The organism is Pseudomonas sp. JV414 (genome assembly GCF_032424305.1).
Taxonomy (GTDB): Bacteria; Pseudomonadota; Gammaproteobacteria; order Pseudomonadales; family Pseudomonadaceae; genus Aquipseudomonas; species Aquipseudomonas lini.
Map to the genome: position 1 here is coordinate 177,291 of NZ_VYKC01000007.1, position 16,764 is coordinate 194,054.

Here is a 16,764-nt window from a genome sequence, read left to right on the forward strand (position 1 = left end):
CATGGCCTTTTTGCTTTCGGCGACATGCCTTGGGAAGTAGGCGAACCAAAGTGGGGATACGGAGGACGTTCATTTGCACCCATTGTTAATTTCAGTTTGCCAGTAGGAGTTCCCAGCATGTCGATCAACGTCGAAGACTATTTCGCGCGCGATACCTTCCAGAAAATGAAGGCCTTCGCCGACAAACAAGAAACCCCGTTCGTGGTGATCGACACCGCGATGATCAGCCAGGCCTATGACGACCTGCGCGCCGGTTTCGAATTCGCCAAGGTCTACTACGCAGTCAAGGCCAACCCGGCCGTTGAAATCATCGACCTGCTCAAAGAGAAAGGCTCGAACTTCGACATCGCCTCGATCTACGAGCTCGACAAAGTGATGAACCAGGGCGTCGGTCCGGATCGCATCAGCTACGGCAACACCATCAAGAAATCCAAAGACATTCGCTACTTCTACGAGAAGGGCGTGCGTCTGTATGCCACCGACTCCGAAGCCGACCTGCGCAACATCGCCAAGGCAGCTCCAGGCTCGAAAGTCTACGTGCGCATCCTGACTGAAGGCTCGACCACCGCCGACTGGCCACTGTCGCGTAAATTCGGCTGCCAGACCGACATGGCCATGGACCTGCTGATCCTCGCTCGCGACCTGGGCCTGGTGCCTTACGGCATCTCGTTCCACGTCGGCTCGCAGCAGCGCGACATCAGCGTCTGGGACGCAGCGATCGCCAAGGTCAAAGTGATCTTCGAACGCCTGAAAGAAGAAGACGGCATCGTCCTCAAGCTGATCAACATGGGCGGTGGCTTCCCGGCCAACTACATCACCCGCACCAACAGCCTGGAAACCTACGCTGAAGAAATCATCCGTTTCCTCAAGGAAGACTTCGGTGACGACCTGCCGGAAATCATTCTGGAACCAGGCCGTTCGCTGATCGCCAACGCCGGTATTCTGGTCAGCGAAGTGGTGCTGGTCGCCCGTAAATCCCGTACTGCCGTAGAGCGATGGGTGTACACGGATGTGGGCAAATTCTCTGGCCTGATCGAAACCATGGACGAAGCCATCAAGTTCCCGATCTGGACCGAGAAGAAAGGCGAGATGGAAGAAGTGGTTATCGCCGGTCCAACCTGCGATAGCGCTGACATCATGTACGAAAATTACAAGTACGGCCTGCCGCTGAACCTGGCGATCGGTGACCGTTTGTACTGGTTGTCGACCGGTGCGTACACCACCAGCTACAGCGCCGTTGAGTTCAATGGCTTCCCGCCGCTGAAGTCGTTCTACGTGTAAAAACCACACGCAGAAATCAAAAAGCCCATGACGTGTCATGGGCTTTTTTGTGTCTGACGCTCCACGCTGTCGCTCCATCGGGTTTTTGTGTGTAAAAAAGAATGCTTCTCGACAACTCACGGCATAATGCGCACCGTGATGATGACTTTTGAACGAACAAGGCGAGCGACGTGTTGAAGAAATCCCTGTTCCAGTTGCACTGGTTTTTCGGCATCAGCGCCGGACTGGTCCTGGCCCTGATGGGCATCACCGGGGCGGCGGTATCGTTCCAGGATGAAATCCTGCGAGCGTTGAACCCTTCTGTGCTGCACGTCGAGAAGCAGATTGCCGGCGTACTGCCGCCTGTCGAGCTGGTGGAAAAAATCGAAGGCGCTTCGGGTAAAAAAGTCTCGATGCTCTGGGTCGAGACCGACAGCGGCAACGCCGCGCGGGTGATCTTCACGGCGCCACCCGGTGAACGTCGCGGGCCGATGCGTTACTTCGACCCGTACACCGGCGAGTTCATGGGTGACGTCACGGGCCAGGATTTCTTTGGCCTGATGCTGCAACTGCACCGGATCCTGGCCATGGGCGATATCGGCCGGCAGATCACCGGCGCCTGTACGCTGATTCTGGTGTTCTTCTGTTTGTCCGGCCTGTATATGCGCTGGCCGCGTCAGTGGAAAAACTGGCGCGCCTGGCTGACCCTCGACTGGAACAAAAAGGGCCGCAGCTTCAACTGGGATTTGCACTCGGTGGCCGGTACCTGGTGCCTGATGTTCTATCTTTTGGCGGCGCTGACCGGGCTGACCTGGTCGTACGAGTGGTACAACAAGGGCCTGACGCGGCTGCTTTCCGATTCGCCACAGAACGAACGAGTACGCAGTGGTCGTGGGCCTGCGCCAAGCGGCCCAGCCCCCACTGCCGACTACGCGGCGATATGGAGCAGCATCTACAGCGCCGCGGGCCCCGGGCTTTCGTCCTACAACGTGCGTATGCCGCCCGTGGCCGGACAACCGGCAACGGTGTTCTACCTGCTGAAGAACTCACCCCACGACATGGCACGGAACCAGCTCACCCTCGATCCGGCGACCGGCATCGTCAGCCGTCATGACCGCTACAGCGACAAGAGCCTCAAGGCGCAGTTGCTGACCAGTGTCTACGCGCTGCACGTCGGCAGTTATTTCGGGATTATCGGGCGGATTATCGTGACGATCGCCGCACTGGCCATGCCGCTGTTTTTCATCACCGGCTGGTTGCTGTACCTGGACCGTCGACGCAAGAAACGTCAGATCAAGGACGCCCGCAAAGGCCTCGCGCAACCGGGCAGCGACGCGCCGGCATGGCTGATCGGCTTCGCCAGCCAGAGCGGGTTCGCCGAACAACTGGCTTGGCAGACCGCCGGGCAATTGCAGGCCGCCGGGTTGCCGGTGAAGGTCCAACCGTTGGCCAATGTCAGCGAACAGGATCTGCAGGATTCCAGCAACGCGCTGTTTGTGGTCAGCACCTTCGGCGACGGTGAAGCGCCGGACAGCGCCCGAGGATTCGAACGCAAAGTACTGGGTCGTGCACTGAGCTTCGACAGCCTTAACTATGCCGTGCTCGGCCTCGGTGACCGTCAGTATCAACACTTCTGCGGCTTCGCCCGCCGCTTGCACACCTGGCTGGGCGAGCACGGCGGCAAGACCTTGTTCGCCCCGGTGGAAGTCGACAGCGGCGACCCCTACGCCCTGCGCCACTGGCAACAGCAACTCGGCCTGCTGACCGGACAGGCGCCGGTAGATACCTGGCAAGCGCCAAGCTACGACAACTGGACCCTGACCCGCCGCGAATTGATGAACCCGGACAGCAGCGGTTCGCCTGTGTATTTGCTGGGCCTCAGCGCCCCCACCACCAGCAGCTGGCTGGCCGGTGATCTGGTGGAAGTACTGCCGCGCAATTGCCCGTGGGCCATCGAGCATTTCCTCGACGGCCTGGGGATCGACGGTCGGGCCACGGTTGAGTTCGATGGCCTGTCGCAAACGCTGGAGCAAGCCCTGGCCAGCCGCCAACTGCCCGAGAGCCGCGCCCATCTGGTCGGCCTGCACGCGCAAGCGCTGGCGGACGCCCTGGTGCCGTTGGCCATGCGCGAATACTCCATCGCCTCGATCGCCGCCGACGGCGTGCTGGAATTGATCGTGCGTCAGGAATTGCACGCCGACGGCAGCCTTGGCGTCGGTTCCGGCTGGTTGACCGAACACGCTCCCGTGGGTAGCAGCATCAGTTTGCGGGTACGACGTAACAGTGGTTTCCATCTACCGAACGAACCGGTGCCGATGATCCTGCTAGGCAACGGCACCGGGCTGGCCGGGTTGCGCAGTTTGCTCAAGGCGCGGATTGCCGATGGGCAGCAGCGTCACTGGCTGCTGTTCGGTGAGCGTAATCGAGAACACGATTACCTGTGCCGCAATGAGCTTGAGGAATGGTTGACTGCCGGGGATCTGGAACGACTGGACCTGGCGTTCTCCCGAGATCAGGCCGAGAAGATCTATGTGCAAGATCGGCTGCGCGAGTCGGCCGATGAGTTGAAAAAATGGCTGGCCGATGGCGCCGTGATTTACATCTGCGGCAGTTTGCAGGGGATGGCTTCAGGGGTGGATCACGCGCTTAACGAATTGCTTGGCATTGAAGAAGTCGACCGCCTGATCGAACAAGGCCGCTACCGCCGCGACGTCTACTGACACCCTTGATCCCTGTGGGAGCGGACTTTTGTGGCGAGGGGGCTTTCCCCCGTTTGAGTGCGTAGCACTCACAAGATCTTTGGTACATCTGAGATTTTGGGGCCGCTTCGCAGCCCAACGGGGGCAAGCCCCCTCGCCACAAAAGCCCGCTCCCACAGGGTTGGTATCGATCAGCCCCTCAAACCGGCTGCAACTTGCGCTCAAACACCCCCACCCCATCCAGATCCCTCAACACCACGCTCATCTCCCCAGTCTGCCCGTCGATATTCACCTCGCCAAAAAACTGAAACCCGGCAAACGGCGAGGTGTTCTGCGCCGCTGGGGCTTTCTCGAACACCACTTCGGGGCCGAAGGTTTTATCCAGCGCATTCGGCCCGAAGCTCCCCGCATTCAGCGGCCCGGCGACAAATTCCCAGAACGGTTCAAAGTCCTGAAACGCCGCGCGATCCGGGTGGTAATGGTGCGCCGCGCAGTAATGCACATCCGCCGTGAGAAATACGAAATTACGCACCTGCTGCGCCCGCAGAAAACCGAGCAATTCAGCGATTTCCACTTCACGGCCCTGAGCCGGACCAGGGTCACCATTGGCCACCGCTTCCCACCGCGCCACACCGGGGCGGACTTCACCGTCGGGTACGCCGAGGCCGATGGGCATGTCGGCGGCGATAACTTTCCATTGGGCCTGGGAGCCTTTCAATTCGCGTTTGAGCCAGTCCAATTGTTCGCGACCGAGAAACGGTTTGGCGGCACCCAGGTTGTCGTCATTGGCTTCGCGATAGCTGCGCATGTCGAGCACGAACACATCAAGCATCGGCCCATAACTCAGCTTGCGATAAATCCTCCCGCCGTCATCGGCACTCTGCAAGCGCATCGGCGCATATTCCAGCCAGGCCTGGCGCGCACGGCCCACCAGGCTGTGGATATCTTTGCTCTTGTAGCGCTCATCCAGTTGTTTGCCCGGCGACCAGTTGTTCACCACTTCGTGGTCATCCCATTGCCAGATCTGTGGGACTTCGGCGTTGAAGCGGCGGATGTTTTCGTCCATCAGGTTGTAGCGATAATTGCCGCGATAGTCGTCGAGGGTTTCGGCGACTTTGCTCTTGGCTTCGCTGGTGAGGTTGCGCCACACCCGGCCGCTCTCTGTTGTGAGCTGCGCAGGTACGGGACCGTCGGCGTAGATGGTGTCGCCACTGTGGATAAAAAAATCCGGCAGGCGCAAACGCATGGCTTCGTAGATGCGCATGCCGCCGATGTCCGGATTGATGCCGAAGCCCTGGCCGACCGTGTCGCCACTCCAGACGAACCGAATATCCCGCCGAGCGGTTGGCACACTGCGCAGATGACCGAACCAGGGTTCACTGGCAACGCCGCTTTGGGCGTCTTCGAAAGTCACACGGTAGAAAATCGCCTGATCGGCGGGCAGGCCAGTGAGCTCGACCCGGGCGGTGAAGTCGGTGCGGGCATCGGCCAATGGAGAGACGAATCGACGAGGGTTACTGAACAGGCTGCGCGTGTCCCATTCCACCACCATCCGCGCCGCACGATCGCTACGGCTCCAGATCATCGCCCGGTCGCCCAACAGGTCGCCGGACTGCACGCCATCGGTGAGTTGTGGCCGATCCTTGACCGAAGCAATCACCGCCGGCGCCAGGCCAGGCATCAACAGCCCAGCGCCAACGACCTGCATGACACGACGACGGCTGAGGTCGAATTCGCTCATGGTGTTCTCCCTGAAAAAGGAAAACTTAAGCATGGCTGTATGAATCAGGTATGACACAAAAAGATCGCAGCCTTCGGCCGCTCCTACAGGTGTACACATAACCCAATGTAGGAGCTGCCGAAGGCTGCGATCTTTTGCTTTTAAGCCTTGGCCGGCTCCAGCGCCAACTCCACCGTCTCAGGCCGTTTGAGCACCGAATACGTCACCGCCGTCAGCAAACTCCCGGCCACGATCGCCAGCAGATACAACAGCGCATGGTTGATCGCATTCGGGATCAGCATCACGAACAACCCACCGTGCGGCGCCATGAGTTTGCAGCCGAAGTACATCGACATCGCGCCGGTCAGCGCGCCGCCGGCGATGCTCGCCGGAATCACCCGCAGCGGGTCTTTGGCCGCGAACGGAATCGCCCCTTCGGAGATAAAGCACAGCCCCAACACCAGCGCCGCTTTACCGGCCTCGCGTTCAGTCTGGGCGAACTTGCGTCGGGCAATGAACGTAGCGATGCCCAAGCCAATCGGCGGCACCATACCGGCGGCCATGGTCGCGGCCATCGGTGCATAACTTTGCGACGCCAGCAGCCCCACCGAAAACGCATAAGCCGCTTTGTTGATCGGCCCGCCGAGGTCGACGCACATCATGCCGCCCAACAGCACACCGAGCAGAATGGCGTTGGTGGTGCCCATGCTGTCGAGGAAGTGCGTGAGCCCCGCGAGCATCCCGGCCACCGGTTTGCCGACCACGTAGATCATCACCAGACCGGTGAACAGGCTCGCCAGCAACGGGATGATCAGGATCGGTTTCAGCGCCTCGAGGCTCTGCGGCAAACGCGCATAACGGTTGATCGCCTGGGCCGCATAACCGGCGATGAAACCGGCAATGATCCCGCCGATGAAACCGGCGCCCAGGGTGCTCGCCAGCAAACCACCGATCATCCCCGGCGCCAGACCCGGGCGGTCAGCGATCGAGTAGGCGATGTACCCCGCCAGCAGCGGCACCATCAGTTTGAACGCGGTGTCGCCGCCGATCTGCATCAGCGCAGCCGCCAGCGTGCCTTCCTCCTTGAACGCGGTGATGCCGAACACGAAGGACAAGGCGATCATCAGACCGCCCGCCACCACCATCGGCAACATGTACGACACACCGGTCAGCAGGTGTTTGTAGATGCCGGTCTTCTCTTGCTTGGCCGGGCCTTTGGCGCCGGTCGAAGCGCTTTCCTGCTTGCCTTCGGCCAGGGCTTTGTTCAGCGTCGCTTCGGCTTGTTTCAGCGCAATGCCGGTGCCGCAGCGGTAGATTTTCTTGCCGGCGAACCGCTCGGTGGCGACTTCGATGTCTGCCGCCAACAGCACCACGTCGGCATCGGCAATCGCCTCTGCGCTGAGTGGATTGCGCGCGCCGACCGAGCCCTGGGTTTCCACTTGCAGATCGTAGCCCAGACGCTTGGCCGCTTGCTGCAAGGCTTCGGCGGCCATGAAGGTATGGGCGACGCCGGTCGGGCACGCGGTGACAGCCACCAGGCGTGGCGCGTTTTTAACCACGGCAACCGGCTCGGCGATGGCTTCAGGCGCGACGTAAACCTCAGCCTCTTCCACCCCGCGACGCAGCACCGCTTCGACATCTTGCAGGGCCTGGGCCGGAGTGCTCTGGAACACTCGTTTACCGACGAACCGCGACATATCCACCGGCGCGCTGGTGACCAGCAACACCCACTCGGCGGCTTCAATGGTCGCGGCCGACAGCTGACGTTCCGGATGGGCCGCATCAACGACTTCGACACTGGTGCTCCAACCCTGACGCTGGGCCGCTGCATCAAGCAGACGAGCGCACAGCACACTGGTGACCATGCCGTTCGGGCAGGCCGTAACAATGGCTAACTTCATTGCAAACCCTCTTATTGTTCTGTCAGGGGGCGCAGGCGCACGCCCTGTTCGAGGTGCGCCAGTTGCGCGGCGTCACCGATACCAAAACCGATCTGGGTGACGGCCATGGCGGCAATCGCGGTGGCGGTGCGCAAGGTTTGTTCGGGCGTGTCGGCGCTGAGCAAACCGTGGAGCATTCCCGCCAGCAATGAATCACCCGCACCCACGGTACTGATCACGCTGACCTTGGGCGGCGTGGCGTGCATGGCCGAGCCGACACTGAACCAGTTCACCCCGTCGGCACCGTCGGAAATCACCACGTGCTCGATGCCATGCGCATGCAAGCGGCTCGCTGCCTCCGCTTGGGCGCCCACGGAAACCACCTCGCAATCCAGCGCTTGCGCCAGTTCTTCGGTGTTGGGTTTGATCAGCCACGGGCCGGCAGCCAAGCCAGCGCGCAAGGCTTCACCGCTGGTGTCGAGCGCCACTTTCAAACCGCGTTTTTTCAAGCGCTGGATCAACTCCCGCAACCACTGAGGATTCACGCCACGGGGCAAACTGCCGGCCACGACGACCGCGTCATGCCCTGGAGCAATCTGATCGAGTCGATCGAGCAAGGCCTGCTGCGCCGCTTCACTGACCCTCGGCCCTGGACCGTTGATATCAGTGATACGCCCATCGCTTTCCGCCAGTTTGATGTTGCTGCGGGTCTCGCCGGGGACACGGACAAACGCGTCGGTAAAACCGCGTTTGGCAAACAGGGTTTCGAACGCCTGAAGGTTGTCTTCCCCGAGAAAACCGCTGACGGTCAGCTGATGCCCGAGGTCGGCCAGCACCTGCGCCACGTTCACCCCTTTGCCGGCGGCGTGGGTGTGCATTTCGTCGCTGCGATTGACCTGACCGGGGGTAAGTAGCGGCAATTGAACGGTGAGGTCCAGCGCCGGGTTAAGGGTCAGGGTTAAGATCTTGGCCATTACAGGGCCTCCACTAATGCACGAACTTCGTTCGCGCTGCCCACGGCCAGGGCCTGTTGGGCAAGGGTTTGAGTCTGGGTCAGGCTGAGTTCACGAATGCGCGCCTTGACCTCGGCAATGCTGCGGCCCGACACGCTCAACTCATCCACACCCAGGCCCACCAGCACCGGTACCGCCAGCGGATCGGCCGCCAGCTCACCGCACACGCCGACCCACTTGCCATGAGCATGAGCCGCACGCACGGTGATGTCGATCAGTTGCAGCACCGCCGGATGCAAGCCGTCAGCCTGGGCCGACAAGGTCGGATGACCACGGTCGATGGCCAGGGTGTATTGCGTCAGGTCGTTGGTGCCGACACTGAAAAAGTCCACTTCCTTGGCCAGCACCGGCGCCAGCAAAGCGGCCGACGGCACTTCGATCATGATCCCCAGTTGCAGGTCCGCGACCGGGATTTCCAGGCGCAGACGTTCGGTCATGTCCCGAGCCTGACGCCACTCATCGACGCTGCCGACCATCGGGAACATGATCCGCAATGGACGGCTGTCAGCCGCACGCAGCAAGGCGCGCAACTGCGCTTCCATGACCTGCGGACGTTGCAGGGTCAGGCGAATGCCACGTACGCCGAGGAACGGGTTTTCTTCTTTCGCGATCGGCCAGTACGGCAGCGGTTTGTCACCACCTACATCAAGGGTGCGCACCACCAGCGGTCGACCGGCCAGGCCATCGAGCACACGACGGTATTCGACTTCCTGAGTCGCCTCGTCCGGCGCTTGGGAGTGAGCCATGAAGATCAGTTCGGTGCGCAGCAGGCCAATGCCTTCGGCGCCCTGCTCCACCGCACTGGTGACGCCGGCGCTTTCACCGATATTGGCGAACACTTCCACCGCGTGGCCATCGGTGGTCAGCGCCGGTTGATGGCGTTGTTCGGCGGCGGCTTTCAAGCGCAGTTCGCGGGTGTCGCGTTCTTCGGTGGCGCGCTGCAAGGTCGCGGCATCGGCGTCCACGTGCAGGCGACCGCGTTGGCCATCGATCAACAACGGCGTGCCCGGTTTCAACAGCAACACCGCGGCACCTGCGCCCACTAGCGCCGGAATACCCAAGGCCCGGGCGACGATGGCGCTGTGGGCCGTGGCGCCACCGCGAGCGGTGAGGATGCCGGCGACGCGCGTCGGATCGAGACGTGCCACGTCGGATGGGCCGACTTCGTCCATCACCAGAATGTACGGCTGCTCTGGCTCGGCTGGCGTTTCGACGCCACTCAATTGCGCCAGCACCCGTCGGCCAATGTCGCGCAAGTCGGCGGCACGTTCGGCGAGCAAGGCGTCCTGCAGCGATTCCTGTTGTTTGGCGGCCGCTTCAATCACCGCCATCCACGCCGCTTCGGCGCTTTCGCCTTGCTTGAGGCGGGTGTCGACTTCGTCGGTCAGTTCCGGGTCGTCGAGCATTTCCTGGTGGGTGATGAAAATCTCGCGAATCGCTTTGGCCTTGCTGCGCTCGATCAGGCCTTCGATGTCGCGACGCACATCCGCCAACGCATGCTTGAGACGTTCGCGCTCGATGGCGGCAGACTCACCGCGCAGCGGGTAATCAATGACTTGCAGCACTTGGATATGCGCCGGGCCGATGGCGATCCCTGGCGCGGCAGCAATCGCCTGAATCAAACTGCCGGAGACCGGTGCGAGCAGCACTTCGGCAACATCGGCGATCACTTCGCGCTGTTGGCTCACTGCCGGCAGCGGCTCGACTTCTTCACCGAGGCCTTCTTCGATGGCCGCCAGCAAGGCCGGCAAGGCGTCGGCGGCGATGGTTGGTTCGGCGATGAATTCCAGCACCTGACCGCGACGGGCGCCGAGACTGAGCAGTTTGCTCAAACTCTTCACCGACACCGCGCTGTCGTGGCCATCGACGATACGCACGCGGATTTCGCCTTCAAAACTTTTCGCCAGCTGCGCGAGAATCTTCGCCGGGCGCGCATGCAGACCGTGGGCGTTGGCCAGGGCAATGCGTGCGCTTGGCCAATCCGCCGGCACTTCACCGCCGAGGACTTCCAGCACCGCGCGGCTGCTGGTGGCACGGCCCAGTTCATGACCACGGCCTTCGATCAGCAACGCGCAAAGGCGTTCGAGCAGCGCCTGATGGGCTTCACCGAGGCTGGCCAAACAGAACAGCCCGCTCAACGGCTGACCGAGGTAGCGCATGGGTTTGTCCGGGGTAACGAACGCCAGGCCCGGACGCTTCACCGTTTGTTCGCTGTGCAACCACCACAGGCCATCGCCCAGCGGCAGCGCGTCGACCTGCTGCAAGACGCCGGCAAAACCATTGCTCACGCAATCGGCCTGACGCAGCAAGCGGGCACCGCGCCAGACCAGTTCTTCGAAGTCATCAGCGGAAACACCGAGGCCGATCATCTGTGCGTCCAACGCCAATTCTTGCGGCGCGCCTTGCAGCAGTTTCAACAAGGCTTCGGCGGAACTGGCGCGGCGCAGGGCCTGGCCCAGATCGGTTTCACCGAGGGCGCGGGTCAGCAGTTGCAACAGGCGCAGGTGTTCATCGGATTTGGCGGCGATACCAATCGCCAGATAAACGATCTGGCCATCGCCCCAGTCCACGCCGTCAGGAAACTGCATCAACCGCACGCCGGTGGAAAACACCAGATCGCGGGTTTCCGGGGTGCCGTGTGGGATGGCAATACCTTGGCCGAGAAAGGTCGAGCCCTGGACTTCCCGGGCCTGCAAGCCCGCGAGGTAACCATCGGCCACCAGGCCATCGGTCACGAGTCGGTCAGCGAGTAATTGCAGGGCGGTGGCTTTATCCACAGCCGACTGGCCCATGGATATCTGCTCTATGGTGAGCTCGAGCATGCTTTCTCCTTTTTGGCGCCGTGTGACGCCAGGTATTGTTTTGATTGATTCAGCTTAGGCCCTTGGGAGCGCCTTTTCAGGGGCAGTTTTGGCGGTTTCGCGGCAGAACCGTCCAAAGCGACCTGTAACGTAGAAAATACGCCTGCTGAAACGTTTAATCTAGAATGTTAGGCACGTTACTCGATAATGTCTCATCCTTGAAGTCCAATTGTCGGATGTGCTGCGACAATGGTCGCCTGCCCGAATCGGGTAGGATTGGCGAAAATGTCGGGCAAGCTCGAACAAATAAGGAAAACCCGGGTTGAAACTCAGTGATATTGCACAGTTGGCCGGCGTCTCCGTGACTACCGCCAGTTATGTCATCAATGGCAAGGCTGAACAGCAACGGATCAGCAGCGCCACCGTCGAGCGTGTGCGCGCAGTGGTCGAACAACATGGCTTCACACCCAACCCTCAGGCCGCCGGGTTGCGCAGTCGGCACACCCGCACCTTGGGCTTCATTCTGCCGGACCTGGAAAACCCCAGTTACGCGCGAATCGCCAAACTGCTGGAACAAGGCGCCCGGGCTCGCGGCTATCAATTGCTGATCGCCAGCTCCGACGATGCGCCGGACAGCGAACGGCAATTGCTGCAACTGTTCCGCGCCCGCCGCTGCGATGCGCTGATCGTCGCCAGTTGCCTGCCGGCCGGCGATGACAGCTACCGTCAGTTGCAGGCCAAAGGCATTCCGATCATCGCAATCGACCGGGTGATGGAGCCTGAGCACTTTTGCTCGGTGATCAGTGACGACCGCGAAGCCAGTCTGCAGCTTACCCGCAGCCTGCTGGACCCGTTGCCCAAGCAGATCGCGCTGATCGGTGCCCGTCCCGAATTGAGTATCAGCCAGGAACGGGCGGCAGGTTTCAAGCAAGCGCTGAACGGCTTCAAAGGCGAGGCGCTGATCGAACACGGCGAGTCGTTCAGTCGAGAGTGCGGCAAACAATTGATGGAAGAGTTGCTTCAGCGCCTGGGCCATTTGCCGGATGCGTTGGTGACTACATCCTACGTGCTGCTTCAGGGCGTGTTCGATGCCTTGCACGACTTCCCGCTGAAGACCCGCCCGCTACGCTTGGGCACCTTCGGTGATACGCAGTTGCTGGACTTCCTGCCACTGCCGGTCAACGCCATGTCCCAGCAGCATCAGCTGATCGCCGACAAGGCTTTGCAACTGGCGTTGGCGGCCATTGAACAGGCCGATTACCAACCCGGCGTGCAGGCCATCGCGCGGACCTTCAAGCAGCGTATTCATCAGGACTGAGCCGTGGAACTGATCGACACCCACACTCATCTGGATTTCCCGGATTTCGACGTGGATCGTCAGGCGCTGCTGGCCGAGAGCCGCGCCCTCGGCGTGCGACGGATGGTGGTGCTGGGGGTTTATCAGGCCAATTGGCAGCGGGTCTGGGATCTGGTGCAAAGCGATCCCGATCTGCATGCGGCGTTCGGTTTGCACCCGGTGTATCTGGATGACCATCGCCCTGAGGATTTGACCGAACTCGGTGACTGGTTGACGCGTCTGGCGGGCCATCGACAGTTATGCGCGGTGGGTGAGATCGGTCTGGATTACTTCATCGAAACTTTGGATCGTGAACGCCAGCAAGCGCTGTTCGACGCCCAACTGCAATTGGCGGCGGACTTCAATCTGCCGGCGCTGATTCACGTGCGACGCAGCCATGCAGCGGTGATTGCCACGCTCAAACGGTTTCGCTTGAAACGCGCGGGGATCATTCATGCCTTCGCCGGTAGCCAGGAAGAGGCCCGCGAATACATCAAGCTGGGTTTCAAACTCGGCCTCGGCGGCGCCGCGACCTGGCCGCAGGCCCTGCGCATGCACCGCGTGCTCGCCGGTTTACCCGTTGAATCGGTGGTACTGGAAACCGACTCACCGGACATGGCCCCCGCCATGTTCCCCGGCCAACGCAATAGCCCGGCGCATTTGCCGGCGATCTGCGAGGCACTGGCCGCCCTCATGGCGATCAGCCCCGAACAACTGGCTGCCACCAGCACGGCCAATGCGTGTGAGTTGTTTAACTGGTGATCAGTCGCCACACACATTCCCTGTGGGAGCGGGCTCTGTGGCGAGGGGGCTTGCCCCCGTTGGGTCGCGAAGCGGCCCCCGGCGCCCGTCCAGTCAAACCAAGTTGTCTGGTTTACGACTGCTTCGCAGCCGAACGGGGGCAAGCCCCCTCGCCACAGGTAAGCCCCCTCGCCACAAAGGCTCGCTCCCACATTTGTTTCGCGGTGCTTTTTAAACCCGGAAGGCGCTGATCAATTGTTTGAGCTCCACCACCTGCGCCGACAACGCACGACTGGCATCTTCAGTCTGGTGCGCGCCCTCGGCGGTGCGCTCACCGGCTCGGTTGATCTCGACGATGTTCTGGTCAATATCGTGAGCCACGGCGGTCTGCTGCTCTACCGCAGCGGCGATCTGCTGGTTCTGGTCGACGATCATGCCGACGGCGCCGAGGATGTTTTCTAGCGCCTGCTGAACCTTTTCCGACTGCCCGACCGTGCCGTTGGCCATCTGATGGCTGGTGCCCATCGCCTTGACCGCCGCCCCGACACCGCTGTGCAGTTTGGCAATCATCTGCTCGATTTCTTCGGTCGATTGCTGGGTGCGTTTGGCCAGGGTCCGGACCTCGTCCGCCACCACCGCAAAACCACGACCCTGCTCGCCCGCGCGCGCGGCTTCGATGGCCGCGTTGAGCGCCAGCAGGTTGGTCTGTTCGGCGATGCTTTTGATCACTTCCAGCACACGACTGATGGACTGGCTGTCACTGGCCAGTTGGTTGATCACCCGCACCGACTGATCGATTTCACTGGCCAGTGCAGCGATGCTGCCCTGCTGGGACTCCACCAACCCGCGCCCGCTGATGGTTTCGTCGTTGACGCTGTGGGCGCTGCTGACGGCCGCCGCGGCACTGCGCGCCACTTCCAGAGACGTGGCTGACATCTGATTCATCGCCGTGGCGACTTGCTCGATCTGCGTACGCTGCCCCGCGCATGCCTGATTGCTCTGGGCGGACACGTTCTCGACCTGGCCGGCCTGACGCTCGACCTCACTGACGGTTTGGCCCACCCGTTCGATCAGGTCATGGATTTTCTTCACGGTGCCGGTGAATACCTCGCCCAACTCGCCCAGTTCATCGCGACTGTTGGCGCTGAAGGTCACGGTCATATCCCCGGCCGCCACCTTGTCCATCACCGCGCCAAGACGCTTGAGGGTGGTGCGGGTCGAGGCGTAGAAACCGCCATAGAGGTAAAAAATCAACACAAACACCAGCGCCAGCGCCACTGCCTGCAGGATCATGTGGGTGCGGTGCTGCTCCAGCCGCTGCTGCAACTGGGTACCGAGAAACTTCAGGGTGGCTTCATTGAGTTGGTAAGTCTGGTCGATCAGGCCCGTGACCTGATCGTAAAAGGCCTGCCACGGTGCATCGAGTGTGTCAGCCATCACCACCTGTTCTTCGAACAGTTCACTGGCCTTTTTCAGGGAGGCCTTGCTGCTTTCGGCCTGAGCGGCCAAGGTTTCGTGCGCTGCTTTACTGGAGCCCAGAGCATCCTGCAATTTCAGACCGTATTCGGCCTGCAGCTTTTCGATCTGCACCAGCAATTCATCGAAACGGGTGCTCGAGGCCGAATTGAGAAAGCCCTGCCCCAACGTGTAAGAACCCATCGCCCGGCCTTCGCCGAGCGTCTGGGTGACGGCTGGCGTGACGTTGGTAATGAGCTCGCTCAACTGACGCATGTCGCTCTGGCTGTCGCGGCTCAGGCCAGCCTGACTGGCGATGATCTGGCTGAAAATCTGCGTGTTGCCGAGCAACTTACCGATCAGCGCACTTTTGCTTTGCAGGGAAGTTTCCGCCTGCTGAGCCTTGAACGCGGCGATCATTTCATCGCGCTTGCCATCGAAAAAGGTGATTTGCTCCGGGTCAGTGGTCATCGCCGCCAGCCCTTGCAAACGGGTCAGAACGCTTTGCTCCAGGGCGCTGATATTCGATTCGACATTGCCTGCCTTGCCGGACTGGCCAAGGGTAACGTTGATCTGCACCAGATTGTTCAGGGTTTCCAGATCCCGGCGCAGGCTCAGGCCGCTGCCCAACAGGTCGAGGCTCTGCAGCTCGACCCGCGTGCCCTGGAATTCGCGATAGGAATCGCGCACCAGATAGAAGTTGGTCACCAGCATCGGCACGAGGAACAGCACGCTGATCAGGCTGAACTTCATGCCGAAACTCAGGCGGTTCATCAGCGCGACGGCGGGATAGAGCAAGCTCATCACTGTGAAGTCTCCCTTTGAATTCTTATTTTTATGGCAGGCGCGCAGAGACAGCAGATAGCCACTATTGGCGCTATCTCTGTATAGCTTAAATCGGAGGAAGGTTTTGTAACTTAAGGTTAACGAAAAAGATCGCAGCCTTCGGCAGCTCCTACAGATTCACACGATTCCTGTGGAGCTGCCGAAGGCTGCGATCTTTTTGATTCAAAGCAGAAATCAGGACAAAACAGTCCACAACGCGAACCCGGCATACCAAAGCACTGCCGCGCGCAGCAGCAGTTCCCAGATCCGGTCGAGGCTGTTGATGCCGTCCGGCCCGACCACCGGCGCTGGAATTTCACCGGCCACCAACCCGACCTTCTCGATCAGTTGGGCGGCGCTGATGTTCCAGTTCAGTAGCTCGTGCAGCATCACCCGGCCGACTGCGACAAAGTTGCCGACCAGCGCAAAACTTGCCGCCAGCAGTCGCACCGGTACCCAATCGAACGCATGACGCAGCTGTGCTGCTCGCTCGACCACGGCCGGGTTCTGCCCGTGCTCCTCGGCCAGCGCCAGCAGTCGATAACTCAACGCAGCAACCGGGCCCAGCAGGAAGTACCAGAAGATCACCGCGAAAAAGCTCTGATAGGCCTGCCACAGCAGATGCCCTTCAACTCGCTCCAGCAGTTGCTCGCCGCTGTCCGCGCAAATATTCAGGTCGCGCTTGGCCACATGGGCGGCGGCTTGCAGGTCTTCCCGGCGCCAGGCATCGCGGAACGGCCCGAGGTCGGCCAGCAGATCACCACGGCCCAGACTGTAAATCACCACCAGGAGGTGCACCGGTAACGCCAGCAAACCGTAGGCTACCGGCTCCAGCACCACCAACAGCAAACCCAACAGCGCCACCGGCAACAACACCAGCACCACCAGTATCAGCCACGGACGGTTTGTCATGCGTGGGTTGGCTTCAAGCTTGTGCAGCTCACGCACCCAACCGCCATCACGTTGAACCCGATGGCGAAGGGCCGAGAATTTCTCGATCCACACCGCCAACAGCAGCACCAGAAAACTCATTG

General features: G+C 61.1%; 10 protein-coding genes and 1 pseudogene. 4 read left to right on the plus strand and 7 right to left on the minus strand.

Features of this window, described 5'->3' with window-relative positions:
* Positions 1–117 precede the first annotated feature (117 nt).
* Positions 118–1,281: a type III PLP-dependent enzyme gene (locus F6R97_RS10515; protein WP_038978923.1), complete on the plus strand. Its 1,164-nt coding sequence runs from the start codon at positions 118–120 to the stop codon at positions 1,279–1,281.
* Between the two features lie 170 nt (positions 1,282–1,451).
* On the plus strand, positions 1,452–3,980 hold the full coding sequence (locus tag F6R97_RS10520; protein ID WP_038978922.1) for a PepSY domain-containing protein: 2,529 nt from the start codon (positions 1,452–1,454) through the stop codon (positions 3,978–3,980).
* Positions 3,981–4,158: 178 nt separating this feature from the next.
* Here the strand turns inward: F6R97_RS10520 and F6R97_RS10525 are convergent, their stop codons facing one another.
* From F6R97_RS10525 to ptsP, 4 genes are all read right to left on the minus strand, one after another.
* On the minus strand, positions 4,159–5,700 hold the full coding sequence (locus F6R97_RS10525) for an alkaline phosphatase D family protein (RefSeq protein ID WP_315866495.1): 1,542 nt from the start codon (positions 5,698–5,700) through the stop codon (positions 4,159–4,161).
* A 140-nt stretch (positions 5,701–5,840) separates the two neighbouring features.
* Positions 5,841–7,580: a PTS fructose-like transporter subunit IIB gene (locus tag F6R97_RS10530; protein WP_038978920.1), complete on the minus strand. Its 1,740-nt coding sequence runs from the start codon at positions 7,578–7,580 to the stop codon at positions 5,841–5,843.
* Positions 7,581–7,591: 11 nt separating this feature from the next.
* A complete protein-coding gene (gene pfkB / locus F6R97_RS10535; protein WP_315866496.1) occupies positions 7,592–8,533 on the minus strand; it encodes a 1-phosphofructokinase in 942 nt (313 codons plus the stop codon).
* Entirely contained in the window at positions 8,533–11,394 is a 2,862-nt protein-coding gene (gene ptsP / locus F6R97_RS10540) for a phosphoenolpyruvate--protein phosphotransferase (protein ID WP_315866497.1), read from the minus strand. The genes pfkB and ptsP overlap by 1 nt, the downstream gene beginning before the upstream one ends.
* Before the next feature lie 301 nt (positions 11,395–11,695).
* On the opposite strand from ptsP, the gene cra reads away from it, so the two are divergent.
* Positions 11,696–12,691, plus strand: a complete 996-nt coding sequence (cra, locus tag F6R97_RS10545) for a catabolite repressor/activator (RefSeq protein ID WP_038978917.1) — start codon at positions 11,696–11,698, stop codon at positions 12,689–12,691.
* Between the two features lie 3 nt (positions 12,692–12,694).
* Positions 12,695–13,471 carry a TatD family hydrolase gene (locus F6R97_RS10550; protein WP_048396614.1) on the plus strand — a complete coding sequence of 259 codons (777 nt, stop codon included), beginning with the start codon at positions 12,695–12,697 and terminating at the stop codon, positions 13,469–13,471.
* 210 nt (positions 13,472–13,681) lie between these two features.
* On the opposite strand, the gene F6R97_RS29560 is transcribed toward F6R97_RS10550, so the two are convergent.
* The 3 genes and pseudogenes from F6R97_RS29560 to ampE all read right to left on the minus strand — a co-directional run bounded on the left by F6R97_RS29560 (position 13,682) and on the right by ampE (position 16,762).
* A complete protein-coding gene (locus F6R97_RS29560; RefSeq protein WP_390176102.1) occupies positions 13,682–14,395 on the minus strand; it encodes a methyl-accepting chemotaxis protein in 714 nt (237 codons plus the stop codon).
* 144 nt (positions 14,396–14,539) lie between these two features.
* A pseudogene (locus tag F6R97_RS29565) lies at positions 14,540–15,709 on the minus strand (HAMP domain-containing protein); the annotation flags it as partial.
* Between the two features lie 216 nt (positions 15,710–15,925).
* Entirely contained in the window at positions 15,926–16,762 is an 837-nt protein-coding gene (gene ampE, locus F6R97_RS10560) for a regulatory signaling modulator protein AmpE (RefSeq protein WP_038978914.1), read from the minus strand.
* Between the last annotated feature and the right edge of the window lie 2 nt (positions 16,763–16,764).

What these genes read in the sequence shown, in the direction of transcription:
- F6R97_RS10515 (WP_038978923.1), top strand. Translation starts at nt 118, where the DNA reads ATGTCGATCAACGTCGAAGACTATTTCGCGCGCGATACCTTCCAGAAA.
- F6R97_RS10525 (WP_315866495.1), bottom strand. Translation starts at nt 5,700, where the DNA reads ATGAGCGAATTCGACCTCAGCCGTCGTCGTGTCATGCAGGTCGTTGGC.
- F6R97_RS10530 (WP_038978920.1), bottom strand. Translation starts at nt 7,580, where the DNA reads ATGAAGTTAGCCATTGTTACGGCCTGCCCGAACGGCATGGTCACCAGT.
- pfkB (WP_315866496.1), bottom strand. Translation starts at nt 8,533, where the DNA reads ATGGCCAAGATCTTAACCCTGACCCTTAACCCGGCGCTGGACCTCACC.
- ptsP (WP_315866497.1), bottom strand. Translation starts at nt 11,394, where the DNA reads ATGCTCGAGCTCACCATAGAGCAGATATCCATGGGCCAGTCGGCTGTG.
- F6R97_RS29560 (WP_390176102.1), bottom strand. Translation starts at nt 14,395, where the DNA reads ATGAATCAGATGTCAGCCACGTCTCTGGAAGTGGCGCGCAGTGCCGCG.
- ampE (WP_038978914.1), bottom strand. Translation starts at nt 16,762, where the DNA reads ATGAGTTTTCTGGTGCTGCTGTTGGCGGTGTGGATCGAGAAATTCTCG.